Annotated in this window: 24 protein-coding genes and 2 tRNA genes; 18 read left to right on the plus strand and 8 right to left on the minus strand. The window is 51.1% G+C overall.

The features are described 5' to 3' along the window. Positions 1–437: 437 nt before the first annotated feature. The 4 genes from yihA to rpmH all read right to left on the minus strand — a co-directional run bounded on the left by yihA (position 438) and on the right by rpmH (position 3,712). Positions 438–1,088 (minus strand): ribosome biogenesis GTP-binding protein YihA/YsxC, encoded by a 651-nt coding sequence (gene yihA / locus PJE062_RS22875; protein WP_008552284.1) that lies wholly within the window; start codon positions 1,086–1,088, stop codon positions 438–440. A 161-nt stretch (positions 1,089–1,249) separates the two neighbouring features. Continuing rightward, positions 1,250–3,061 carry a membrane protein insertase YidC gene (gene yidC, locus PJE062_RS22880; RefSeq protein ID WP_008552446.1) on the minus strand — a complete coding sequence of 604 codons (1,812 nt, stop codon included), beginning with the start codon at positions 3,059–3,061 and terminating at the stop codon, positions 1,250–1,252. Positions 3,062–3,110: 49 nt separating this feature from the next. Beyond that, positions 3,111–3,515 carry a ribonuclease P protein component gene (gene rnpA, locus PJE062_RS22885; RefSeq protein WP_208609119.1) on the minus strand — a complete coding sequence of 135 codons (405 nt, stop codon included), beginning with the start codon at positions 3,513–3,515 and terminating at the stop codon, positions 3,111–3,113. A 62-nt stretch (positions 3,516–3,577) separates the two neighbouring features. Further along, positions 3,578–3,712, minus strand: a complete 135-nt coding sequence (gene rpmH, locus PJE062_RS26200; protein WP_014283918.1) for a 50S ribosomal protein L34 — start codon at positions 3,710–3,712, stop codon at positions 3,578–3,580. A 443-nt stretch (positions 3,713–4,155) separates the two neighbouring features. Between rpmH and PJE062_RS22890 the strand changes: the two genes are divergently transcribed. The 5 genes from PJE062_RS22890 (at position 4,156) to PJE062_RS22910 (ending at position 8,515) form a co-directional block, all read left to right on the plus strand. Then, on the plus strand, positions 4,156–4,932 hold the full coding sequence (locus PJE062_RS22890) for a TVP38/TMEM64 family protein (RefSeq protein WP_008552392.1): 777 nt from the start codon (positions 4,156–4,158) through the stop codon (positions 4,930–4,932). Between the two features lie 40 nt (positions 4,933–4,972). Further along, positions 4,973–6,418: an NAD(P)/FAD-dependent oxidoreductase gene (locus PJE062_RS22895; protein ID WP_008552438.1), complete on the plus strand. Its 1,446-nt coding sequence runs from the start codon at positions 4,973–4,975 to the stop codon at positions 6,416–6,418. Positions 6,419–6,569: 151 nt separating this feature from the next. Next, positions 6,570–8,096, plus strand: coding sequence for a HAMP domain-containing sensor histidine kinase (locus PJE062_RS22900; protein ID WP_008552367.1), 1,527 nt, complete (start codon positions 6,570–6,572; stop codon positions 8,094–8,096). Between the two features lie 191 nt (positions 8,097–8,287). Continuing rightward, positions 8,288–8,364, plus strand: a tRNA-Arg gene (locus PJE062_RS22905). A 74-nt stretch (positions 8,365–8,438) separates the two neighbouring features. Beyond that, positions 8,439–8,515: transfer RNA gene (locus PJE062_RS22910), tRNA-Arg, on the plus strand. A 72-nt stretch (positions 8,516–8,587) separates the two neighbouring features. Here PJE062_RS22910 and PJE062_RS22915 read toward each other — a convergent pair. Beyond that, positions 8,588–9,808, minus strand: a complete 1,221-nt coding sequence (locus PJE062_RS22915; RefSeq protein WP_008552490.1) for a dipeptidase — start codon at positions 9,806–9,808, stop codon at positions 8,588–8,590. Between the two features lie 211 nt (positions 9,809–10,019). Here PJE062_RS22915 and PJE062_RS22920 point away from each other — a divergent pair, with 211 nt between their 5' ends. Beyond that, positions 10,020–10,604: a nitroreductase gene (locus tag PJE062_RS22920; protein WP_008552290.1), complete on the plus strand. Its 585-nt coding sequence runs from the start codon at positions 10,020–10,022 to the stop codon at positions 10,602–10,604. A gap of 5 nt (positions 10,605–10,609) precedes the next feature. Here PJE062_RS22920 and mog read toward each other — a convergent pair whose 3' ends face one another. Beyond that, positions 10,610–11,134, minus strand: a complete 525-nt coding sequence (gene mog / locus PJE062_RS22925; protein ID WP_008552317.1) for a molybdopterin adenylyltransferase — start codon at positions 11,132–11,134, stop codon at positions 10,610–10,612. A gap of 525 nt (positions 11,135–11,659) precedes the next feature. On the opposite strand from mog, the gene PJE062_RS22930 reads away from it, so the two are divergent. From PJE062_RS22930 to PJE062_RS22950, 6 genes are all read left to right on the plus strand, one after another. Continuing rightward, positions 11,660–13,276 (plus strand): glutamate synthase-related protein, encoded by a 1,617-nt coding sequence (locus PJE062_RS22930; protein ID WP_008552424.1) that lies wholly within the window; start codon positions 11,660–11,662, stop codon positions 13,274–13,276. A gap of 41 nt (positions 13,277–13,317) precedes the next feature. Continuing rightward, entirely contained in the window at positions 13,318–13,587 is a 270-nt protein-coding gene (locus tag PJE062_RS22935; protein WP_008552383.1) for a hypothetical protein, read from the plus strand. Beyond that, positions 13,587–13,754, plus strand: a complete 168-nt coding sequence (locus tag PJE062_RS26430) for a hypothetical protein (protein ID WP_157039310.1) — start codon at positions 13,587–13,589, stop codon at positions 13,752–13,754. Before PJE062_RS22935 ends, PJE062_RS26430 begins: the two co-directional genes overlap by 1 nt. Continuing rightward, on the plus strand, positions 13,751–14,818 hold the full coding sequence (locus PJE062_RS22940; RefSeq protein ID WP_008552475.1) for a Rieske 2Fe-2S domain-containing protein: 1,068 nt from the start codon (positions 13,751–13,753) through the stop codon (positions 14,816–14,818). The genes PJE062_RS26430 and PJE062_RS22940 overlap by 4 nt, the downstream gene beginning before the upstream one ends. Next, entirely contained in the window at positions 14,818–15,588 is a 771-nt protein-coding gene (locus PJE062_RS22945; RefSeq protein WP_037038080.1) for a hypothetical protein, read from the plus strand. The genes PJE062_RS22940 and PJE062_RS22945 overlap by 1 nt, the downstream gene beginning before the upstream one ends. Before the next feature lie 221 nt (positions 15,589–15,809). Further along, positions 15,810–16,469, plus strand: coding sequence for a glutathione S-transferase family protein (locus tag PJE062_RS22950; RefSeq protein ID WP_008552400.1), 660 nt, complete (start codon positions 15,810–15,812; stop codon positions 16,467–16,469). Positions 16,470–16,536: 67 nt separating this feature from the next. Here the strand turns inward: PJE062_RS22950 and PJE062_RS22955 are convergent, their stop codons facing one another. Beyond that, positions 16,537–17,370 carry a transporter substrate-binding domain-containing protein gene (locus PJE062_RS22955; protein ID WP_208982448.1) on the minus strand — a complete coding sequence of 278 codons (834 nt, stop codon included), beginning with the start codon at positions 17,368–17,370 and terminating at the stop codon, positions 16,537–16,539. Positions 17,371–17,563: 193 nt separating this feature from the next. On the opposite strand from PJE062_RS22955, the gene PJE062_RS22960 reads away from it, so the two are divergent. After that, complete coding sequence (locus tag PJE062_RS22960; RefSeq protein WP_198136900.1) at positions 17,564–18,319, plus strand: amino acid ABC transporter permease; 756 nt, start codon at positions 17,564–17,566, stop codon at positions 18,317–18,319. Positions 18,320–18,334: 15 nt separating this feature from the next. Here PJE062_RS22960 and PJE062_RS22965 read toward each other — a convergent pair whose 3' ends face one another. Further along, positions 18,335–18,793 (minus strand): NUDIX hydrolase, encoded by a 459-nt coding sequence (locus PJE062_RS22965; RefSeq protein ID WP_008552431.1) that lies wholly within the window; start codon positions 18,791–18,793, stop codon positions 18,335–18,337. A 376-nt stretch (positions 18,794–19,169) separates the two neighbouring features. Between PJE062_RS22965 and kynU the strand changes: the two genes are divergently transcribed. From kynU to PJE062_RS22990, 5 genes are all read left to right on the plus strand, one after another. Continuing rightward, on the plus strand, positions 19,170–20,402 hold the full coding sequence (gene kynU, locus PJE062_RS22970; protein ID WP_008552442.1) for a kynureninase: 1,233 nt from the start codon (positions 19,170–19,172) through the stop codon (positions 20,400–20,402). Between the two features lie 2 nt (positions 20,403–20,404). After that, entirely contained in the window at positions 20,405–21,247 is an 843-nt protein-coding gene (gene kynA, locus PJE062_RS22975; protein WP_008552450.1) for a tryptophan 2,3-dioxygenase, read from the plus strand. A 318-nt stretch (positions 21,248–21,565) separates the two neighbouring features. Further along, positions 21,566–22,339 carry an ABC transporter ATP-binding protein gene (locus PJE062_RS22980; protein ID WP_008552365.1) on the plus strand — a complete coding sequence of 258 codons (774 nt, stop codon included), beginning with the start codon at positions 21,566–21,568 and terminating at the stop codon, positions 22,337–22,339. Further along, positions 22,339–23,109, plus strand: coding sequence for an ABC transporter ATP-binding protein (locus PJE062_RS22985; protein ID WP_008552293.1), 771 nt, complete (start codon positions 22,339–22,341; stop codon positions 23,107–23,109). Before PJE062_RS22980 ends, PJE062_RS22985 begins: the two co-directional genes overlap by 1 nt. Positions 23,110–23,123: 14 nt before the next feature. Next, complete coding sequence (locus PJE062_RS22990) at positions 23,124–23,996, plus strand: branched-chain amino acid ABC transporter permease (RefSeq protein WP_008552312.1); 873 nt, start codon at positions 23,124–23,126, stop codon at positions 23,994–23,996. The last annotated feature ends 11 nt before the right edge of the window (positions 23,997–24,007 follow it).

Consider the following 24,007-nt stretch of genomic DNA (forward strand, 5'->3'; position numbering starts at 1 on the left):
CTGCCGGGCCTTGTACCATTTCTTGAAGTTCAGACCTGCCAGCAACAATGTCGGCAGAGTATGAATGAAACGCCACGTATAAGTCAGTGCATTGGTAATCGCGTGCTCAGGTACGAGCGCCCAATGATGACGGAGGGATGGAGTTGCGCACATACCTCATCCCCTTTTCTTCGCAGCAGCACTGTGATTGTGATCTTGTTTGTCTTTTCCAGACATTCGACGACCTCCCCTTCGACGACGGTCTGTCTATATTCGGGGGGTAAATTGACCCAAGGTCAAGAAGAGGTTAAGGGCGCTTGGGGAAAAGGCAGCAAAACGTGAGAACAAGGGATTTTCAACAAATTGCAGGATGGACAAGGGCAGTCGGATATGTTTGCAGGACCACCGTCCAAAATAGAAAAGGCGCAGAGAATTATGAGCCCTGCACCTTGAAATCGTTAGCCGTAGCTGACCAGCTGAGCGATCTCAGCGCGTAGATCATCCATGCCAAGGCCTTTTTCCGAAGAGGTGGCAATGACTTCCGGATGTGCAGCAGGACGTTTCGCGAGCACTTTCAGCGTCTCTTCTTTCATGCGCTGAAGCTGTCCCGGTTTCAGTTTATCGGCTTTGGTAAGCACGACCTGATAAGGAACCGCAGCTTTGTCCAGAATCGCCATAGCATCAAGATCGTTCTTCTTGATGCCGTGGCGTGAGTCGATCAGTGAAAAAACACGACGCAAGGTGCTTCGGCCACGCAGGTAATCAAAAATGAGTGAGGTCCACGCATCCACCATACCCTTTGGCGCTTCCGCGTAACCGTAGCCAGGCATGTCGACAATCTTGAGCATGGAGTGCTCAGCACCAAAGAAGTTCAGCATCTGCGTACGGCCCGGCGTGTTGGACGTACGAGCCAACGCCTTCTTGCCGGTGAGCTTGTTGATCAGGCTGGACTTACCAACGTTGGAACGACCAGCAAAAGCGATCTCAATGCCATCAAGCACAGGAAGCTGATGCATCTCTTTCACACTGGTAATGAATTCCCAAGGACGCGCAAACAGAAGGCGTCCCGCCTCCAGTTGTTCTGCTGAATATTCTTTTTCTGAGCTCATGCCCTGCCTTTTAACCTGCAATCTCGATTTGGTCGAGTGGTGTTTTGCAATGCTCTGCCTTTATGTCCGGCACACCAGAACTCTGCCAATAACAACGGTTCATTCAACGAAAAAAACGCGGCCCTAAGACCGCGTTTTCAATCTCTGTCATCTGAGAAAGCTTACTTGCTCTCTTCCTTAGGCTTGCGCTTGAAAGTCGCTTTCAAGTTGTCAAACAACTCAAGCTTTACGCCCTGACGACGCATGATAACACCTTGCTGCAAAACAGAGAGGGTGTTGTTCCATGCCCAGTAGATCACAAGACCAGCTGGGAAGGTCGCCAACATGAAGGTAAAGATCACTGGCATCCAGTTGAAGATCATCTGCTGTGCAGGCTCAGCTGGTGCCGGGTTCATCTTCATCTGCAGGAACATGGTGATACCCATGATCAGAGGCCAAACACCAATCATCAGGAATGTTGGAGGATCCCAAGGGATCAGACCAAACAGGTTGAAGATGGTGGTTGGGTCTGGAGCAGAAAGATCCTGAATCCATCCGAAGAACGGTGCATGGCGCATCTCGATGGTGACGAACAGAACCTTATAGAGCGAGAAGAAGACCGGGATCTGGATCAGCATTGGCAAACAACCTGCCAACGGATTGATCTTCTCAGTCTTATACAGCTCCATCATGGCCTGCTGCTGCTTCTGCTTGTCGTCCTTATACTTCTCGCGGATTTCAGTCATCTTCGGCTGAACAAGCTTCATACGGCTCATGGAGACGTAGGATTTGTTAGCCAGCGGGAAGAAGATTGCTTTCACAATCACGGTTACGAGCAGGATCGCAATACCGAAGTTACCAACCAGAGAGTAGAGCCAGTCAATGGTCCAGAACATCGGCTTGGTCAGGAAGTAGAACCAACCCCAGTCGATCATCAGGTCGAAGTTCAGAATATCGTAGGAATTCTGATAGCCATCGATCAGACTGGTAATCTTCGCACCAGCATAGAGCAGGGAAGAGTTGGTGATCTTCGCGCCGTCAACTACTTGTGTTGCGCTGCCGAGATAGTCACTCTGGAAGTTCTGAGTACGTGCATTGTAAGAGAAGTTCGGCTGGAATTCTGTACCCGGAGTTGGGATCAGAGTTGCCGCCCAGTACTTATCGGTAAAGCCGAGCCAGCCCATGTTGGCACGACCTGGGCGAATGCTGCCGTCATCAATCAGATCAGAGTAGTTGATTTCCTGCAGGCCTTCGTCGCCAATCACGCCAATAAGACCTTCGTGCAGAACGAAGAAACCAGCGGTCTCAGGCTCACCGTTACGTGCGATCAGGCCATATGGGTACAGCTGAACGTTCTGACCAGAGTTGTTCTGAACTTCCTGATCGACAGTGAACATGTAGTTCTCGTCAACAGAGAAGGTACGCTTGAACACCAGACCTTCACCATTGTCCCAGTTCAGGACGATTGGAGAAGATGGGGTCAGATTGCCGGAAGTCTCTGCAGTCCAGACGGTTTCAGCGTTTGGAAGCTTGATCTGTACACCCGGGTCTGCAACCCAGCCATGTTCTGCATAGTAAGGAGCAGGGCTGCCTTTTGGTGAGAACAGAACAACGGTTTCGCTGTCCTTGGCGATGGTCTGACGGTAGCCCTTCAGGCGAAGGTCATCCAGCTTCGCACCCTTCAGGTTTACGGAGCCGGAGAGGCTAGGGGTATCAATGGTCAGACGAGGAGATGCAGCCAGTGCCTGTTCGCGACTGACGAATGATTGCGCAGCGGTTCCGCTTTCGGTTCCTGGGGCAGTCACCTGGCCGGATGCACCTTCAGGCAGTGCAACGGGGGAGCTGGAACCGGCTTGTTGTGCATCGTTTGCCAGCTGCGCCTGTTGCGCTTCCTGCTGAGCTTCTAACTGTGGTCCGGCAATAAAATATTGCCAGCCCAATAGCACAACCAGCGACAGGACGATCGCTACGATCATATTGCGATTATCGTTCATCGACTGGATCACTCATTTTCAAAAGGGTGGAATAAACATTCATCACTGGTCAGTCCGCCTGCACTTTATCATGTGGAGGTTTAGAATTTGCCAGCGAATTCGGTTTTGATCGGATAGGGCGAGATTTGCGAGGCTTGAACGCATTCTTCACACTGCCTTTGAGATCTTTTAGAAGATCCTCGAAGGGCTGGGAAAGTGCTGCTCTCCGGCCAACCAGAACATAGTCGGCGCCAGTCTGGGCAATATCCAAATCGAGAGATGCGACAGCGGCTCGTAGTCGGCGCTTAATACGACTGCGCTCAACTGAGTTCCCGGTTTTCTTGGTGACCGTGTAACCCATCCGAGGGGCGCCATCACTGCGGGTTTTAGCCGCTTGAAGCACAAAAGCACGCCGAGCTGTCCTTCCGCCTTTTGCAACGGTAAGAAACTCGGAGCGCTTTTTGAGTGTTTTCATGTTTTTGCGGCGGAACTTGTGTTCAATGTTTATGAAGTGAATGCCGCCGCGCAACGTCGCGATTAAGCGCTAAGACGCTTACGACCCTTAGCACGACGACGTGCCAGAACCTGGCGGCCATTTTTGGTTGCCATACGTGCCCGGAAGCCGTGGCGACGCTTGCGAACAAGGTTGCTCGGTTGGAAAGTACGCTTCATTTTATTACCCTAGCAGAGCCATTGGCTCCAACTTAAACGTTAATTTGGATTGTGCGTCTTGTCCCCGAAGTCACCGCGACTTTATTCAAGTTACAGGACCTTGCGCATGGGACACGCACTCCTATTCGTCGGCGCTTATATTAGTGTGAGCCCTTCAAGTCAATAATTGCTGTGCTGGAATCTGCGATATCCTGACTCTTTATTCCCTCACGCGAGCGTGTACAGGTGTTACCCCCCATTCAAAACCCAGTGAAACTACGGGCAATGCACGAACCTGTGATAACACCGGAGGTCTTTCTGATTGTATGAAAATTCTAACGCATCAATTCGTTAGGCAGTTGGCCTGCAAAAAACATAGTAACCTATTCGGTTTAGATTGGCTAAGAACACAGAGGTTTCGGTTCTTATCGGTCTGAACTCTGAAACCACCTAAGGAAAAGCCCATGGGAATCACGGAACACAACGATAACAAGTCATCAGCTGACGGAGCCCTTGGCTTCATCAAACGCTGGGGACTGCTATTTGTTATCCTTGCCGTGTCCGCCTATGGCATCTCTCAGGGTTGGCATCAGCAGATTACGATCAGCAACCTGATCAAAAATCAGCAGTTGCTGGCAAATTATCTGGCTGAGTATCCGGTCCTGACCCCACTCATCTATTTCGTAGTCTACACGCTCGCAGTTGCGCTGTCCTTCCCAGGCGCATCTCTGCTGACGATTGCCGGTGGTTTCCTGTTTGGTTGGTTCTTTGGTGGATTGCTCACTGTTGTCGCAGCAACCATTGGTGCCGCACTGCTCTTCATCGCAGCAAAAACCTCTGTTGGTGCGACACTTAAAGAAAGAGCAGGGCCATTCCTTGATAAAATGTCTGAAGGGTTCCGCAAGAACGCGTTCAGCTACCTTCTCTTCCTGCGTCTGACACCAGTCTTCCCATTTTGGCTGGTCAACATCGCTCCAGCGCTGTTCCACGTTCCGCTGACTACATACCTCATCGCAACATTTGTGGGCATTATCCCAGGCACCTTCGCATATGCCTTCGTTGGTGCAGGTCTGGACAGTGTGATCCTCGCGCAGGAACAGGCAAATCCGGGTTGTTCTGCAGCGGGTACATGCGAAGTGGAGATCTCCGCACTGATCACACCTGAATTGATCTGGGCATTTGCAGCTCTTGGCTTGGTTGCGCTCATCCCACCAATCATTCAGCGCTTCCGCGGCAAATAATTCTCAGACAAGATCAATTTCGAAATTACGGACTTTCTCGATGACCAATAACAATAATGCAAAAACTTTGACCCCAGACATCTGCGTGATTGGCGCTGGTTCAGGCGGCCTTTCCGTCGCTGCTGCCGCAGCAGCCTTCGGCGTGGATGTTGTTCTGATCGAAAAAGGTAAAATGGGTGGTGACTGCCTCAACTACGGCTGCGTTCCATCCAAAGCAATCATCGCAGCAGGCAAAGCGGCGGCGACTTTCCGTTCCTCCGAAAAGTTCGGCGTAGGCGCACACGAGCCTGAGATCGATTTCTCTAAAGTGAATGACCATGTCCACGATGTCATCGCGACCATTGCCCCTCATGACTCTGTAGAGCGCTTTGAAGGGCTGGGTGTGAACGTTATTCAAGGAGCGGGCGAGTTTATCTCTGCCGATACCGTAAAAGTCGGTGAACAACTCATAAAAGCGCGTCGCTATGTGGTTGCCACTGGGTCCAGCGCAGCAGTTCCACCAATCCCTGGCATCGAAAACACGCCATACCTGACCAACGAAAACCTTTTTGAACTGACAGAACGCCCTGAGCACCTCATTATTATTGGTGCAGGTCCAATCGGCATGGAAATGGCTCAGGCACATCGCCGCCTCGGAAGTCGCGTAACTGTTATCGAAGCTCTGCGCCCGTTGGCGGTGACAGATCCGGATCACGCTGCTCAAGTCATTCGCAAGATGGAAGCTGAGGGCGTTGAGATCCTTGCTAACACCAAGGTCAATGCTGTTGAACGAACTGATAGTGGCGTCAAAGTCTCCATCAAAGTGGATGATGAGGCCGAAGGCACTGTTGAAGGCACGCATCTTCTGATCGCAGCTGGTCGTGCTCCAAATGTCTCTTCCTTAGGCCTGGAAGCTGCTGGCATTGAGTACACCCGCAAGGGTATCAAGACAGACGATGGCCTACGCACAACCAACCGCAAGGTTTATGCGATTGGTGATGTCGCGGGTGGTGCGCAGTTCACCCACGCCGCAGGAGCGCACGCATCTCTGGTCATCCGTTCCATCCTGTTCCGTATGCCAATCAACCACAACAGCATCACCATGCCTGCTGTGACTTATACTGAACCCGAGATTGGTCAGGTTGGTCTCTCTGAGCAGCAAGCGCGTGAGCAGTATGGTGACAAATTGAAAGTCCTCACAGCCGAATTCTCCGGAAACGACAGAGCGCTGGCAGAAGGTAAGGGCGAAGGTCAGGTCAAGCTACTGACAAACGGCAAAGGCCAGCTCGTGGGTGCATCCATTGTTGGTCCAGGTGCTGGTGAGCAGATCGGTCTACTGGCTCTTATGATCTCGCAGAAGCTGAAAGTCGGCGCGCTCCTCGGTGTTGTCTTCCCGTACCCAACACTAAATGAAGCAATTCGCAGGGCTGCACTTACGTATTATGCGGATGCCCCTAAAAATCCTTGGGTTCGCAGAATTCTGGCGCTTCTGAGAAAATTTGGATGACGCACTTGTGATCGGCTGTGAGAGAAGTGTGTTGCTTGGCACACGTCATCTGCTAAAAATGAGTAAGGCATAGCGCGTAACAACAATCTGCGCTGCACGATCATTGTGTACCAACTCATCAGGTAGGTGGATGGCTCAAAGTAATGGGAGAGTGACCTCTGAAACAGAGGTCACGCCGAAAAAGCTGAACTCGGATGAATCTCCGAAAGGCAAACGCCGCAAGTTATTCCGCGGTGGCATGGGCCTCTCTGGCAAACTTCTTGTGCTGACGATCCTGTTCGTCATGCTCAGCGAAGTTCTTATTTTTGTCCCTTCAATTGCAAATTATCGAAACACCTGGCTTCGTGACCGTCTGGCGGTTGGTGGTGTAGCGGCAACCTTGCTGTCCGAAAGTGAGACTCTGTCTCCTCAGGTTCAGCATGAGCTGCTAGAAGCAACCGGCGCGCAGGCCATTTCTCTGGCAGTTGGTGAACGCCGCAATTTGATCGCGATGGACAGTTCTCAAATGAACATCACCAAGACGATCGATATGACACGGGACTCGCCTTGGGACGCTATTGGATGTAGCCTTCAGTTCCTGACTGGAACCCGCACAGGCCAGATCCGTGTGATTGGCGACATTGATATGCGCTCCGGTGGACGCGTGGATATGGTCTTCCCGGCGTCCTTGCTGCGTGACGACTTGCAGAAATACGCTCTGAACATTCTGCAGCTGTCTCTCATCATCTCCTGTTTGACGGCTGCGCTTGTTTACCTGTCCATCCGCTCCTTGCTGTTGCGCCCTTTGCAGCGCCTGACCGGTTCCATGATGCGCTTTGCTGAATCTCCGGAAAACGCACGTGAGATCATCAAGCCAAGCGGACGTTCTGATGAGTTGGGTGAAGCTGAGATCCAGCTGCAGTCCATGCAGAAGTCTTTGAACCAGACACTGAACCAGCAGCGCCGTATGGCTGCATTGGGTCTGGCAGTCTCCAAGATCAACCACGACATGCGCAATTTGCTGGCATCTGCACAGTTGTTCCTGGAGCGTCTGGAAATGCTCCCTGACCCAACTGTGCAACGTGTAGCTCCGAAAATTCTAGCTACCCTTGATCGGGCGGCCAGCTACACCAGCGCAGTGTTGTCCTACGGCAAGGTTCAGGAGGCTGCGCCAGAGCTACGTGTTATCCGTCTTGCATCTGTCCTGCGCGATGTGGAGGAGGTTCTTGGCCTCTCCAGTTATTCCAAAGGCATTGAGATGCATGTGAATGTGCCGGAGACGCAGGAGCTGGAAGCTGACCCGGAACAGATCTTCCGCGTCCTCCTCAACCTCTGCCGAAACTCGGTGCAAGCGATGGAAGCATCCAAAGGTGCATCTGAGGTCGTGTGTCGGATCGAGATCCACTCTGAAGTAGAAGAGGATATGCTCTCAATATATGTGTCAGATACAGGACCGGGCATACCTGCCAAGGCACAGGAGGGCCTGTTTAAAGCCTTCCAGACTTCGGGCAAGGTTGGCGGCACTGGATTGGGTCTGGCGATCGCAGCAGAGATCGTTGTGGCCCATGGCGGAAAGATCACATTGGAAAAAGATGTGACCACTGGGGCCTGCTTTAAAATACAGCTTCCATACAAACATGGTGTACAAGCTGCTGAAAAAGTTACGAGACTATTCCCGGCTGACAGCAGTAAGGGCTAATTTCTGGAAAAGCTGCACCCTGCAAGTGCAGCTTTTCTCACGTTTAGGGTGCAATGCCCTACGTCTTTGTTCTGATAGTCAGAAATTGTTATCCCCAAAACGCAAATTCCCTTCAAAAAACTTCGCTAAAGCGCTTGCCAAGGTCGGGGAAGGCGGCTACATAGACCCCCGTTCCGCAGGGAACACGGCCTGCACCGGTAGCTCAGCTGGATAGAGCACCAGACTACGAATCTGGGGGTCGGGGGTTCGAATCCTCCCCGGTGCGCCATTTACTCTCTTCTAAAGAGTAGATGGTTTAGATAGCACTAGGCCAACATATAATTCTTGTTCGCAAGAAACCGCGCACCGGTAGCTCAGCTGGATAGAGCACCAGACTACGAATCTGGGGGTCGGGGGTTCGAATCCTCCCCGGTGCGCCATTTTTCTTTCTCCCGAAAAATTAGATCGCTTTATCTAACAGGTGAACTGTGCGCACTAAAATGCTTTTGCGTTCAATCGCTTGAGGCAAGTGTTTCTTCACCGCGTTCTCCTTGTGGAAGATTTTCCAAAAAGAATCTGATGGCATTCTCACCCATCACGGCTGCAATCTGGTCTTCAGAGAAGCCGAGGTTCAAAAGTTCCTGCGTTACCACTGCAAATTCTGAAGCATCAAAAGCCGTCGTAACAGAGCCATCGAAGTCAGAACCTAGGGCGACGTGATCGATACCAGCGATAGAAACAGCGTATGCGATAGACTTAGCGACGCCCTTGGGGCTGATGTCGCAGGCTGCTGCTGCCCAAAAACCGATGCCGATCAATCCATTCTTAGCCGCGACAGCTCTCACCTGATCATCAGTAAGGTTCCTCGGAGTGTTACAAGCACCTTTCACACCGGTATGTGAGACAATGACAGGACGTGTACTCATCGCCAACACATCCGCAATCACTGCCGGAGAAGAATGGGCGAGATCAACGATCATCTTCTTTTCTTCCATAAGGCGCACCACGTCTTGACCGAAGTCCGTCAGTCCTCCCTTGGAGAGACCATGCAGTGAGCCTCCTAGCTTGTTATCAAAGAAGTGATGTAGGCCCATGAGGCGCAGCCCACCACCATAGAGCAGGTTTACATTGTTGATGTCGCCATCCAGCGCGTGACCACCTTCAGTGCCTAAGATGCCCGCCATCACTTTGGAGCCATTGTCACGGGCTTCCAGAACCGCTTCCAGTTCTTCTCTGTTGTGAATGACTTTGACTTTATCTGGATGGCTTTTCTCTAAAGCGTAAAGGCGTGCGGCTTGGAGGAGGGCCCGTCGGGAGAGGTCATTCAAAGCATCTGTTGGCCAGCCTTGTACAAGGCCTAGAAGCGTAATGTTGTCAAAGGCGTCAGAGCTGTTGTTCTTATAGTTTTGTCCCCGAGGTGACTTGGTCACGCTCGTGAACACCTGCACACCAACATTACCTCTGTCGAACCGGGGGAGATCAGAATGCCCGGTTTCAGAGGCTTTGGTGATGTCTCTGCCCCACAAAAGAACATCATTGTGCAGATCAGCAACCCGAAGTTTGGAATGCAAAACCTGAGCGTCTTCATCTATGGAATAAGGCTGGTGAGCAGTGACGATGTTTCGTGAGTTGTCGACGTACTCAGCAACATAGCCAGATCGAATGATGCCGTAGCCCGCAGCGGCAATAAAAACAATAGCTCCTAAACCAACCTTTAAATAAGAGACACCCATAATACGCACCCAATATGTTTGCAGTCACTGACTGGGAAATGTCAGTTTACCTTAAGGTAAATTGCGTATTTGTCCAGCCAGGCTAACTCAGATCTGCGGTGCTGAAAGTGCAGGCGGTATGCTTATCTTCTTGTAGGCTGACAGTTCATCTGCGTAGTATGAATGCAAATTTCATCGATTCTATAAATAGTTAAAGGCGAGAGGCGTCATCATGAACGCTCAACAACTAGTCGAGATTATCCGCTCACGCACATCGGCCTCACTGAAGCAGATGAAAGCTCCAGGGCCGAGCAGAGAAGAGATGAAGCTGATAGTTGAAGCCGCCGCAGCAGCGCCGGACCACGGCCATCTGCATCCCTTCCGAATTTTGGAAATCCCGACAGACGCTCGCAATGATCTGGGTGAGCTTTTTGTAAAAGCCGTCGAAGAAACGCAGGCAACACCAACCGAAGAAGCGCTAACCCGCGCAAGGGAAAAAGCGCATAAAGGACCAGTGCTTCTCGTTTTGGTAGGGTGTTTTCACGGTTCCGATGAGACCCGCATTCCCAAATATGAGCAAATGCTCTCAGCTGGTACAGCTTTGCAGAATATGGTGCTGGTCGCGCATGCTATGGGTTATGCATCGCGGATCACCAGTGGTGACAGCGCGCGTTCTCCTGCATTCCATAAAGGATTGGGCCTCTCGGAAAATGAAGAGTTCCTCTGCTTTATCTCGCTCGGCAAGGTCGATGAGACACGACCAGCCAAGGGAAGACAAGAACCTCAGGAACTCCATTCAACCTGGATGCCGATGTAAGGCTCTTACTTCGCCTTCGGGCGGAAGGCTACGATCACGTCTGGATCTGTTTCAATGCGGCCTGCGCCAATCAGGTCCAGACAATAAGGAACAGCCTGAAAAACCGCATCAAGACAGGTTTTGATGCTGGCTGGCTTGCCTGGCAAGTTGATGATCAGGCTCTTACCGCGAATACCAGCAGTCTGGCGGGAAAGAATTGCAGTTGGAACCTCTTTCAGAGACAACTGACGCATCAGTTCACCAAAGCCACGCAGCTCTTTCTCCATAACCAGTTCCATGGCCTCAGGCGTGAGGTCGCGGGGAGAGGGGCCAGTGCCGCCGGTGGTGAGGATCAGGTCAACACCATCTTCGTCAGCCAGCTGCTTCAAAGTCGTACTGACGCTTTCGATTCCATCTGGAATGATCTTATGGATCGGCTCCCATGGGCTGGTAACAGCATTCTCAAGGTAAGCCAGAATAGCTGGGCCACTTTTATCTTCATAGGTGCCGTCACTGGCGCGATCAGAGATGGTAACAGCTGCAATCTTCATGGATATCTCTCATAAACACAGGTGATTTCCTGAGAGAGTAAGGGGGGAAATGCTTGCATTCAAACATTTATTAGCCTCCGATTTCCTTGTCCTCTTATTCTTTGTCTCGCGTAGAAAACACAGCTGTTATCTGAAAGGTTCTACGAGTGCTCCCGTGTTTCTCACTGTGTATTTTGATAGACTGACGCTTCTTTGTTTAAACGTTACTATCCCGTCATTACTGAAGTTTTTAGGATGTAATCTACGTAATCCGGGGGGAGAAGCTGCAACAGATTGAGATGCATTTTACCCGTAACAGTAATGGTCTCTTGCAGGTCAGGCACTAACTTTGGGTAAAGTCAGGTGCAGTTATTCTTGAACACTCTCAGCTTACAACATCAATGCACCGGGATGTTTCAGACATGTATTTTGCAACTGTGCTAAATAGAACAGTTAAGGATAAGTACGTAGAATAGCTTGGTGATCTGACTTTTTGAAATGCACTCAAACAGCTGCAAGGCTGTAAAAGCGTAAGGATGCCGCTGAATGCGTAAGGTGCAAGTTGCTGCATTAAATGAACTGGAAGATCGTAAGCCTACTCATGCACTTGTTGGTGAGGTTGACCTCGTCATTGTTAGGTTTGATGAGGATATCTCCGTCCTGTATGGCCGCTGTTTGCACCGTGGCGCTTTGCTCTCAGATGGGTATGTCAGAGGACGAAATCTGATCTGTGGTCTTCATAACTGGGATTACCGATTGAACTCCGGTGTCAGTGCCTACGACAACAAAGAGTGCCTGCAAAAGTTCACCCATTTCGTGGAAGAGGGTGCTGTCTACGTCGATGAAGACGAAGTCAAAGCCTGGGCAAAAGACAACCCTCAGCCGTACTTCCGTAAATCGTATCTTGGTGAGTATGCCGACTTTCATGGCACCGAAGAAGAACCTCACAACAAGCTGATCCAGAACTACGCACGCGCCGGATTGAAACAGACGGGCCACCATGGTGCAATCGAAGCCATGGGAGTGCCAACCACTGAGCTGCCTCAATGGGAAGACATCCAGATCCTGACAGCTCAGCTGCACAGACCTCCGCGTCTGGATGAGGAACCTGTTGGCACAGATGTGGTTATCGGCCCCAAAGCGCAAAAGCCGCTGCGCCTGCAAATTCCACTCTTCGTTTCGGATATGAGCTTTGGTGCGCTTTCTGAACCAGCAAAAATTGCCCTCGCGCGCGGTGCTGAGAGTGTCGGCACTGGCATATGCTCCGGTGAAGGCGGAATGTTGCCGGAAGAACAGGCTGAAAACTCTCGTTATTTCTATGAGCTAGCTTCGGCGCGCTTCGGCTTCTCATGGGAGCAGCTCGAAAGAGTACAGGCTTTCCACTTCAAAGGCGGACAGGCTGCCAAAACCGGAACAGGCGGACACCTGCCAGCTGCAAAGGTAACCGAAAAAATCGCTGCGGTGAGGGGACTGAACCCTGGAGAAGGTGCGATCTCTCCAGCTCGCTTTCCTGAATGGATGAAGCCCTCGGACTTCCGCAATTTTGCCGATGAGGTTCGCGACAGAACGGGCGGTATCCCAATCGGGTTCAAGCTCTCTGCGCAGCATATCGAAAAAGACATCGATGCCGCGCTAGAGGTGGGCGTGGACTACATCATCCTCGATGGCCGAGGTGGCGGTACGGGCGCGTCTCCATTGGTGTTCCGTGATAACATCTCGGTTCCAACTATCCCGGCTCTCGCGAGAGCACGTCGACATTTGGACCGAAGTGGTCAGCGGGATGTAACACTCGTCATCACAGGCGGCCTGCGTAAGCCCGAAGATTTTGTAAAAGCAATGGCTTTGGGAGCAGACGCAGTGGCTTTGGCAAATGCCCCAATGCAAGCCATTGGCTGTATTGCCATGCGCGCATGCCATACCAACAACTGCCCGGTTGGCATCGCGACCCAGAAAGACCATCTCGTCGCCCGTCTGGAAGTCGAAAAATCCGCTAAGCGCCTGGAGAAGTTCTTCTCAGCCTCAGTGGAGCTGATGAAAGTCCTTGCCCGTGCATGCGGACACGCACACATCTCGGATTTCTCAGTCAACGACATCACCAGCTGGAAGAAAGAAATGTCAGAACTCGCTGGCATCAGTTGGGCAGGGCATGGTCCGAATGAGTGAGAGAGACGTTAATCACAGAACAAGATCAGTAGGTTGCAGATATGGTTGTTGCTGAAAGTATTATTCTGATTGCACAAATTTACTGCGTGATTGGTCTGATCGTGGCCCTCGCTTTCATAACCATCGGGCTAGGGCGTATTGAGCTGGCGGCTCGTGGAGCTTTTCTGTTCCGTCTGCAAATTATCCCAGGTCTTATTCTGCTCTGGCCAATCGTTATTGCTCGCTGGGTAGCACTGGAGCGCTCAGGTGAGAAGATCCTGCTGGATAAAGAAGAAGCCGAACTGCACAAAGAGCAGGAGGGCAAAAAGTAATGCAACGCGCCTACCGCAAAGCCCACCGCACCATATGGTTCGTTCTGGCCTTTCTCATTCCAATCATTCTTGGGCTCGCACTTTTGATGCGCCCCACCGGAACGCACGAAGAACCACCCGTTCCCCTTGATGATGCTGCTAAATCGGTTCTGGAGGCAAACCAGTGAGTGTTAAATATGTGCCAGTGATCTGGAACCGAACGAAGTTTGTCTACGATGCTGTCGTACTGGCAACCGTTGGGGCTTATCTGGGAATCTACATTTACGTGGCGCCCATGTTCCAAACGGTGACGAGACCGATTGATTGGGACATCTACAAAGCGCAGGCCTTCGGAACCTGTGTCTTTTTCCTACTTACGTTCATCCTATGCATCGGCCCAATGGCTCGCCTGGATAAGCGATTCCTGCCGTTGCTCTATAACCGCAGACATCTGGGTGTGATCACCTGTGTTCTGGCCTACTTCCATGTCGACAATATCCTTGGTTGGTACAATGCATTCTCACCAATCAACCGCTATGTTTCAGTCTTCATGGTCAACACAAGCTTTGACCGTTTCCTCGGATTTCCTTTTGAAATACTCGGCGTATTTGCTCTTCTGATCCTGACAATCCTCGCCGTTACCAGTCATGATTTCTGGCTCCACTTTCTAAAGCCAACCCTATGGAAGTTCCTCCATATGGGCATCTATCTGGCATATGCGTTGATCGTGGCTCACGTTGCTCTTGGTGCACTTCAAAGCGCTGCTGGTCCATTCATGACCACTGCAGTCGGTGCATCTGTTGCCTTGGTCGTCACGCTTCATCTGCTCGCGGCTCGCAAAGAGCATCTTATAGACACGCAGCAAAATGACGTCGATGACACGGGTAAATGGATGGATGCCGGTGATCCAAAGGATGTGCCGGACAAACGGGCACGGATTATCTCAATCACAGATGATGAGCGTGTGGCCATTTTCAGAAACGGTAAGAAGCTCTCAGCAATCTCCAATGTCTGTGCCCACCAGAATGGACCTCTTGGAGAAGGTAAGATCGTGTATGGCTGTGTGACATGCCCATGGCATGGCTATCAGTATCGTCTGGAAGATGGAAAATCACCTCCGCCATTCACGGAGAAGATCTCCACCTATCGGCTCAAGCTGGAAAATGGACGCCTCTGGCTGAACATTGAGGCACTGCCTCCGGGCACGTATGTCGAACCTGTCGTATCCCCGATGGTTGCGGAGGGAAGCTAATGGCCAAGAAGAAACCTGATCCCTTCTTTATCGGTTGGGCGAAAAAGCCACCCAAGAGCCTTCAGGGTTTCCTGTTTCTGATTTCAGCCGTATTGGTCGGCGCTGCTGCAGGTGTCGCGCTGGGTATTGGCTCGTCTGTGCCTGATCCCGGCGATGCCCGTTTTGCTTGGGGTGCGGGCTATCAAACCTTCACGGGGTATGTAGATGCCAAACCCTATCCGCTTCTGCGCCTTCCAGCAGGCGAGGATGGCCGCGATAAACCGCATGCCATGCTGATTTCAGGCATTGGCAAGCGGGGAATGCAGCAGCTTGCGGGGCCGCTGAATGGTCAGCCTGTCGATGCTGGCGGCATTCTGCTCAAACGTGGTGATCTGGATATGCTGCAGGTTGGTGGCAAGGTCTCCTTGCGTGCTGCTGAAAATCCGGTGCCGAACTTCACTCCGGCACCTGCTGAGCATCTTGGTAAATGGCGCCTCACCGGTGAGATCTGTGATGGCAAGTGCTACAACGGTGCAATGCGCCCGGGTGTGGGCTTAGCTCATAAAGCTTGTGCTAATCTCTGCATTATTGGTGGCATTCCTCCCGTCTTCGTCACCACCACACCTCTACTGGGCAGTGAATTTTTCCTTCTGGCAGATGAAAACGGTGAGCCTCTGAGTTCTGAGGTTGAAGACTGGGTTGCTCTGCTGATCTCTCTGGAAGGTGAGGTCGAGCGCCGCGATGATCTCATGATCTTCAAGGTGAACTTAGATAGCGCCAAGCAGCTCTGACCCATGCGATAAAGGCTGATGGCGGCAATGCATAATGCCGCCCAAAATACAGCGTACCCAAAGGTTGAAGTGGCGCAACAATTCATAGACTGCTAGAAACACCAAGTTTGCAGTGCAACACAAGTTGTATTGCGTCCTCCTCCCGAGGTGCTCTTGTCTACCGCGTGTTCCCAAGCATGTGCGTGAAGCAGCACCGTTGCTAAGCACAATCTGGTGATCCAATGATACAGTTTTTTGCCTATCCAGAATCCGTCTTCTGCGCGAAAGTTCGCATTGCGCTGGACATGAAGGAACTGGATTACGCCGAAGTGCCGCCGCCTGATGGGTATGGATCAACAGCATATAAAAAGATTGTTCCGGCAGGCTCTATTCCAGGCCTGAAGGATGAAAGCGCAGCGCTGTCAGATTCAAATGCGATCCTTGAATACTTAGAAGAAACCGCACCTTCTCCAGCCTTGCTACCAGAACACCCTGTTGAACGCGCGCAGGTGCGTGCTCTCATGGGGTTACACGACACTCGTATTGAGCCTTCCGTCCGAGCCTTCTACGCACCGATCAAGGCTGGAAAGTCGCCGGGCGATGAGATCTACAAGCAACTGATTGAAGACATGAGCGCCGCGTTCGAGCGTCTGGAAGATATGATCGAGGCAGCGCCATACGCAGTTGGCCATCATGTCACTTTGGCTGAATGCGCTTTTGCAACCACCTTCTCTCAGGCACAGCAGCTCGCGTCTCTGTTTGGTGGTGAGCTGAAATTGAAGCCCAAGTGCCAGCGTTGGTGGCAGGCGATGCAGTCACTGTCTCATGCGGCGACCTCCATTGATATCAATCGCAAAGCCATGCAAGACTGGGTGGCGAAGTTCATTCAGGTAGATGCATAGGGAATGCTGAAACCAAAAGAAAAGGCGCCGCAAATGCAGCGCCTTTTTTGCTTTTATGAGCAGCTTCTTACTGCGCCAGTCCCCATTTCTGGGCTGTCGTATCTAGGAAGCCATTCATCTTCTTAATCTTGATCCAGTTGTTGATGTAGTTGATCCAGACTTGATCATCCTGCGGCATCAACATCGCGATTGGTGTTGGGTTTCTGCTCTCAGCAACCGGCACGTTGGTGATCTGTTTGAACTTGGCTTTCAACGTTGCGCCTTCAATGTTGGAAGTGATGAACACATCAGCGCGGCCAGAGAGCACTTCCTGATATCCACGAGCAGGGGCCTCAACAACCTTGATAGTCGCATTCGGGAACCATTCTTTGCTCAGCTTCTCAAAGGTGGTGCCAAGAGTAGTCGCGACAGTCACGTCTTTCTGGTTGATGCTGTCCCAGCTGTTGAACTGTTCAACTTTGTTGCTGGTCGTAAACGGCAGAATCTCAACGGAGATGTAGCTCTCGGAGTAACCAGCCACCTTCATGCGGCTCGGAGAGATGGAGGCGGAACCGGTCAAGTTGTACTTGCCAGCTACGATGCCGTTCACCAGTGTTTTCCAATCAGTAGGAACAAAGGTGAGCTTCACGCCAAGATCAGTGGCCAACTCATTCATGATATCAATGTCATAACCCTTATACCCATTGCTGGCAGGATCACGGACAGACATTGGGTTCCAGTCGCCGGTTGTTCCAACCTTCAGCTCACCAGAGTCGAGAATTTCATTGAGCGCGGATTGCGCAAATGCGGAGCCGGAGAACAACGTGCCCACGGCAAAAAGTAAAGTAAGAAATGAGCGTAGCATCTTCATGAGAGTTCCTTGAAACGCAGTTGGAATCTGGCCCACTGCAAAACTAGTCATTTTAGCGCCAACTACAATGCCGTTTTGGTAAGAAAAATGACTTCAACTAATTGTGTGCGGTAAGTCCCTATAAGATTTGTATAAGAGCGCACGACACTCTAGGTTTTGTGTCCGGCAATTTATCTGTGTTGAGGCAGATACATGAGCTGCTTGCATCTTTGGCTTCTGGCGGCAGCTCTTTATACATTGGAAGGTGGATACCTTGAAATTCCGAAATGCAGCAGTGCTCGCCGCATTGGCAGTTGTTTTGGCGGGCTGTTCTGGAGATCAATGGGGCTGGTATGTGGTCTCACCGGAAACGGAGACGGGCAGAGTTAATCTCGGTTTCATGATTGCAGGGCTGCAAGAAACAATCAGTGTTTCACTTACCGCAATCGCCATTTCTATGCTCGTTGGTCTCTTTGTCGCGCTGCCGGGTCTCTCAGATAACAAGTTTGGCCTTGCCTTCAACAGAACCTACGTTGAAGTGGTACGCTCAGTGCCAAGCCTTGTGCTGATCTTCTGGGTCTATTATGGCCTGCCAGTTGTGGCGAATATCTCGATCAATGTCTTCTGGGCAGGCGTGCTAGCGCTCGCTTTGTCGGACAGTGCATTTCAGGCGGAGATTTTCAGAGCGGGCATTCAGTCCGTAGATAAAGGGCAGATCGAAGCCGGTCACTCGCTCGGCCTCAGTTACTTCCAGCGCCTACGCTTCATCATCCTTCCCCAAGCCATCCGTCGCATGCTGCCTCCACTGGGCAATCAGCTGGTGTATATGCTGAAGATGTCCAGCCTCGTGTCCGTTATTGGCCTTCAAGATCTGACAAGACGCGCAAACGAGCTCGTGGTCACAGAGTACAGACCACTAGAGATCTACACAGTCCTGGTGCTGGAGTATCTGGTGCTGATCCTGATTGTCTCTCAGGGAGTACGTTGGCTGGAGCGACGCTTTAAAGCTGAGCGGGCCTGACAAACAAACCGAAAATCAGTCTTCCTCTGGAGACCAGTTTGCCAGCAATGCCTTCAGTTCTGGCTCATCAACAGCATGAACAGCATCGCGCACGGAGAACCATTTCCGTGTGCGTTCATCCTTCTCAGGCCAATCGTCAAGCATCTCTGTGACTTCCAATGGAAACACCTTTACGCGGCATGGAATTGGTTCTTTGGTCACGCGCAGCTTAGGATAATGATAGATACCTGCAGCTTGTTCGGTAAGCTCACCCCGAATACCTGCTTCTTCAAAGGCTTCCTGCTCAGCAGCTTCCCCACCATTTAAGTCCTTCATAGGCCAGCCTTTAGGGAGAACCCAGCGCTTGGTCTCGCGGGAAGTAATCAGAAGAATTTGCAGTTTACCTTTTTTATTCTTTTTGAAAGGCAGCGCAGCAAACTGGCGTTTTGGTTCTGGCCAGGTTTGCGCCTCTGTCTTTCTTAGGGCGCTCTTCATGGGTATCTTCCTTACAGTGATCCGGCCTTTTCCATTCTTGTTTGACACAGGTCTTTGGCCGTGAGCGGATCTTTCCTTTGTTACGCTAAGAAGTTGGATCTGCCCCTGATGATCAATTGTACTGCTTATTAAAATTCAGCGCTATTGCAAGATATAGCTGTCAAATCGGCTCAGCCGAGCCAGATTTATTTCCTTTTTTGCATATTTAGAATATTTGTTCCGATTTTTCCAGATAATACTTTTTACCTAGACTTCGTGGTGAAACTGTTGCTAAAAATACTTTAAACTTGAAATATTAAAAAAATGGAATCGCTGCTCGGTTTCTATTTGATGCCAATCCGAGCACGATCACAAAAAGATAATAGGGGGCCTGACAGTGGAACTGGATGCAGTAAGCATTGAGCAAAGAGACACAGCTGATCCACTTGCTCATTTGCAGCAGCTATTCTCAATTCCGGATGGGATTATCTATCTGGATGGCAATTCTCTGGGCGCTCTACCCAAAAATGTGTCTTCAGTTCTCACCAACGCGGTTGAAGAGCAATGGGGCAAGAGCCTCATCAAGGGCTGGAACTGTCATAACTGGATTGATCTGCCAAGCAGAGTAGGCAACCGGATTGCAAAACTGGTTGGCGCTGAAGAAGGCACTCTGATTTGTGCTGACAGCACATCTTTGAATGTCTTCAAAGTCCTCGCAACAGCAATGAAGCTGCGTCCGGGAAGAAAAGTCATTCTCTCAGACACAGGCAACTTCCCGACAGACCTTTATATGGCGCAGGGTCTCAAAGAGCTGACTGGCGGCGATATCGAGCTTCGTCTGGTCGCACCGGAAGAAGTTGAAGCTGCATTGGATGAAACCGTTGCCGTTATGATGCTGACGGAAGTTGACTACAGAACTGGCCGCAAGCACGACATGTCAGCGCTCACCGAAAAGGCGCATTCAGTTGGTGCGCTGGCGATGTGGGACCTGTGCCACTCTGCAGGTGCATTTCCCGTTCATCTCAAGGAAGCCAATGTCGATTTCGCTGTTGGGTGTTCCTACAAGTATTTGAATGGCGGTCCTGGCGCTCCAGCATTTGTGTATGTCGCGCCAAAACATCAGGCTACTTCGGGTAATCCGCTAACAGGCTGGATGGGCCATGACGCCCCCTTCGCGTTTGATCTGGGCTACACGCCCTCTGCAAAAACAGATCAGATGCGGGTTGGTACACCGCAAGTGCTTGCCATGACTGCATTAAATGCCTCTCTGGATGTATTTGATCATACCAATTTGGAAGCATTGCAGGCCAAGTCCATTGAGCTGAGTGAGCTGTTTATCTCAGAGGTCAAACGTCGTTGTCCTAACCTGGAGCTGGCTTCACCGACTGATCCAATGAAGCGCGGTTCACAGGTCTCTTTCCGACACGAGCAAGGTTATGCAGTAATGCAAGCGCTTATTGATCGTGGCGTGATCGGAGACTTCCGTGCACCAAACATCATTCGCTTTGGGTTCGCACCGCTGTACCTCTCATTCGCAGACGTCTTTAAAGCAGCTGAAATTCTGGAAGAAATTATTGCAGGTGATCTCTGGGACAAGCCGGAGTACCACCAGAAAAGCAAGGTTACATAAGCATGGTTGAGAGCATTAATCGCGAAATGGAGCATCACGGGGCTGAGCTCTCTTTCAAAGAAAACATGTCCTACGGTGACTACCTACGCCTGTCAGATGTTTTGGGAGCGCAAGCACCTTTGACAGATGCACACGATGAGCTGCTGTTCATTATTCAGCACCAGACAGCCGAACTCTGGATGAAACTGGCAATTCGGGAAATGTCAGAGGCGTGCAATTGTCTGGCTCAGGATGAGTTTGCTCAGGTCTCTAAGCTTATGGCTCGCGTAAACAAAATCTTCTCTCAACTGAATGGTGCCTGGGATATCCTGCGTACCATGACGCCGAGCGACTACACCACTTTCCGCGACAGTCTTGGCAAATCATCTGGCTTCCAGAGCTATCAGTATCGGGCGATCGAGTTTGTGGTTGGAAACAAGAACCCGGCGCTGATGAAACCGCATGAGCATATGCCTGAAGTTTCAAAGTGGCTTCATCAGATTTATGAGGCTCCCGGCATCTATGATCAGATGGTGCGCGCTCTGGCACGTGCTGGCTTCGAAATCTCGAATGAAGTGCTCAAAAGAGACGTTACGAAACCTTATACAACCGATGCGTCTGTTCAGAAGGCTTGGGAAATAATATATCGCAATCCGCGCGATAATTGGCATTTCTACGATCTAGCAGAGAAGCTAATCGACTTTGAAGACTTTTTTCGGCGGTGGCGATTCAATCACCTCACAACCGTAGAGCGCATTATTGGAAGCAAAATGGGCACCGGAGGCACCTCTGGAGCGCCATACCTGAAAAAAATGTTGGATACTGTGTTGTTTCCAGAACTTTGGCAGGTGCGCAGCGATCTGTAAGATTGCTGCGAAAATTACCTAATTTGTGAAATTATTTTGTTCTAAAAACCATTGAAACTGCGCATATAAGTGGAATTATCTATATGTTTCAGGCAATATATGCGCAGTCGAAGCTGTTTTCTTGCAACTTATGGGAAGGTTGTAAGGGAATGGAATCTGGAAAGTTTCACTCAACTTGTCCAGACAGAACCACAATAATCGAGTGTTATGGCTGCAAAAGGCGCGGACTTCTGCCTTGAAATAATATGCTACTGAGGGCATTAGGTAGGAGCTTGACAACAATAAAACGCCAGTCCTTTGCAGTCTGGGGGGATAATAATGCTGGAAATCGAACAGCTGTCGAAGCAATTCGGCGGTTTTAGAGCCGTAAATAATTGCTCGTTTTCGGTTCAAAAAGGCACAATCACAGGTTTAGTTGGCCCGAATGGCGCTGGCAAAACCACAATGTTCAATCTCATTGCCGGTGCCTTTCAGCCAACTGCTGGAAAAATTCGTTTTTTGGGAGAAGATGTAACCAGCCTCAGCTCTGATCAGCTGTTTCACAAAGGCTTGGTACGCACCTTCCAGATTCCGCACGAGTTTCATCGTCTGTCTGCATTGGAAAATCTCATGCTGGTTCCACCTTCACAGAAGGGGGAAAGCCTGTTCCAGAACTGGCTCAGCTATGGCAGCGTAAAAAAGCAAGAAGAAGAAGTACGCCAGAAAGCTCTGGAGACCCTTGAGTTTCTGGAGTTGTCCCACGTTGCAAATGAGCGTGCTGGCAATCTGTCGGGGGGACAGAAGAAGCTTCTTGAACTTGGCCGCACCATGATGACTGACGCAAAGCTTGTTCTGCTGGATGAGCCAGCTGCAGGCGTCAACCGTACTTTGCTGCGCCGTTTGGAAGACAAAATCCTAATCCTGAACAAAGAACGCGGTTACACCTTCATTCTGATTGAGCACGACATGGAGATGATCGAGAAGCTTTGCGATCCGGTCATCTGTATGGCCGAAGGTTCTGTTCTCATCGAAGGTGATTTCCAGACCGTTCGTTCAGATGCGCGTGTGCTGGAAGCCTACCTGGGAGAAACGGTTGGGGAGGCTGCACTCTAATGACTTCTCAAGCAATTGCAGAGCAACCAATGTCCAAAAACTCCGCGCAACAAAAATACTCCGGCAAACCAATCCTCACCATGACAGGCGTTCGTGGTGGTTACGGTGATGCAGACATCCTGCAGGGTGTCGATATGCAGGTGACCGAGCAGGAAATCGTTGTGATTGTTGGCCCGAACGGTGCTGGCAAGTCGACTGCGATGAAAGCGATCTTCGGTCTGCTGAAAGTTCGTGGTGGTTCTATCGTTGTCAACGGAACCGACATTGCAGGCTGGAAGCCAAACCGCATCGTTCAACACGGTGTCTGCTACGTTCCTCAGGTCAACAACATCTTTCGTGAGATGACCATTCACGAAAACCTCGAAATGGGTGCCTTCCTTCGGAAAGGCGACATTTCTGAAAGCTTGGAAAGGGTCTACACCCTGTTCCCTGATCTCAAAGAGCGTCGCAACGCATTGGCTGGCAACTTGTCTGGCGGTCAGCGCCAGATGGTTGCGATGGGCCGCGCGCTGATGCTCGACCCGTCTTTGCTTCTTTTGGATGAGCCAACTGCTGGCCTTTCTCCAAAGTACATGGAGCAGATTTTTGAGATCACCCGCAACCTGCGTGATGCAGGTCTTTCGATCTTGCTTGTAGAGCAGCATGCCAAGCAGGCGCTTGCATTTGCTGACAAAGGCTATGTTCTCGCCGCTGGTAGCAACCGGCACGAGGGCACCGGTCAGGAGCTGCTCGCAGATCGTGAAGTCGCTGAAATGTTCCTCGGTGGGTAATAAGGGAAAATCCAATGCCATTCATGGAATTCGTCAATTTTTACCTCATGCCGGGGATCGTGCTGGGTTCTATCTACGCTCTGGGCGCGGTCGGCATCACGCTTGTGTTCGGCATCTTGAGATTTGCGCACCTCGCGCACGGTGACCTTGCAACTCTTGGCGCTTTCGCAGCTTTGGGTGTGGTGACCATCTTTGGTGTGAGCCCTTGGGTTGCTCTACCAGTTGCGATGATCGTTTGTGCCATCATGGCCATCGGTATCGATAAAGTGTTTTATGATTACCTCTCCGAGCGCCCGAAGATCATCGTCGTGATGTCGTCACTCGGCATCGCATTGATGCTGCGTGCTGTTGTTCAGGTGATCTGGGGTGTTGATACTGAAACCTACACCCGCGGTATCGTTCGTCCGGAAGATTACTGGGGCATTCGCATCCGTGATCGTGAGATCTACACCATCATCGCGATGTTTGTGATTGTTGGCGTGCTCTGGGCATTCCTGCAGAAGACTAAGTGGGGCAAGGCCATGCGCGCCATGTCCGACAATCCGGATCTCGCTTTGCTTTCCGGTGTCGATAACCGCAAGATCACGATGCTGACTTGGGGCATTGTCGGCATCCTTTGTGCAGCCTCCGGGTTCTTTCTCGGCATCAATACAGAGCTGAAACCTCTCATGGGCTGGACAATGCTCCTGCCAATGTTCGCCGCTGCAATTCTTGGCGGTGTCGGACGCGTAGAAGGCGCTGTTATTGGCGGCCTCATCGTGGGTATCGCCGAAGAAACATCCGTTCTGTTTATCCCGGGAGAGTACAAGGCCGCCATGGCATTTGCGATCCTCCTGCTCATCCTTCTTGTGCGGCCAACCGGTCTGCTCAAGGGTAAAGTTCTGTAGGAGGGAGACGA

The organism is Pseudovibrio sp. JE062 (assembly GCF_000156235.1).
Lineage (GTDB): Bacteria > Pseudomonadota > Alphaproteobacteria > Rhizobiales > Stappiaceae > Pseudovibrio.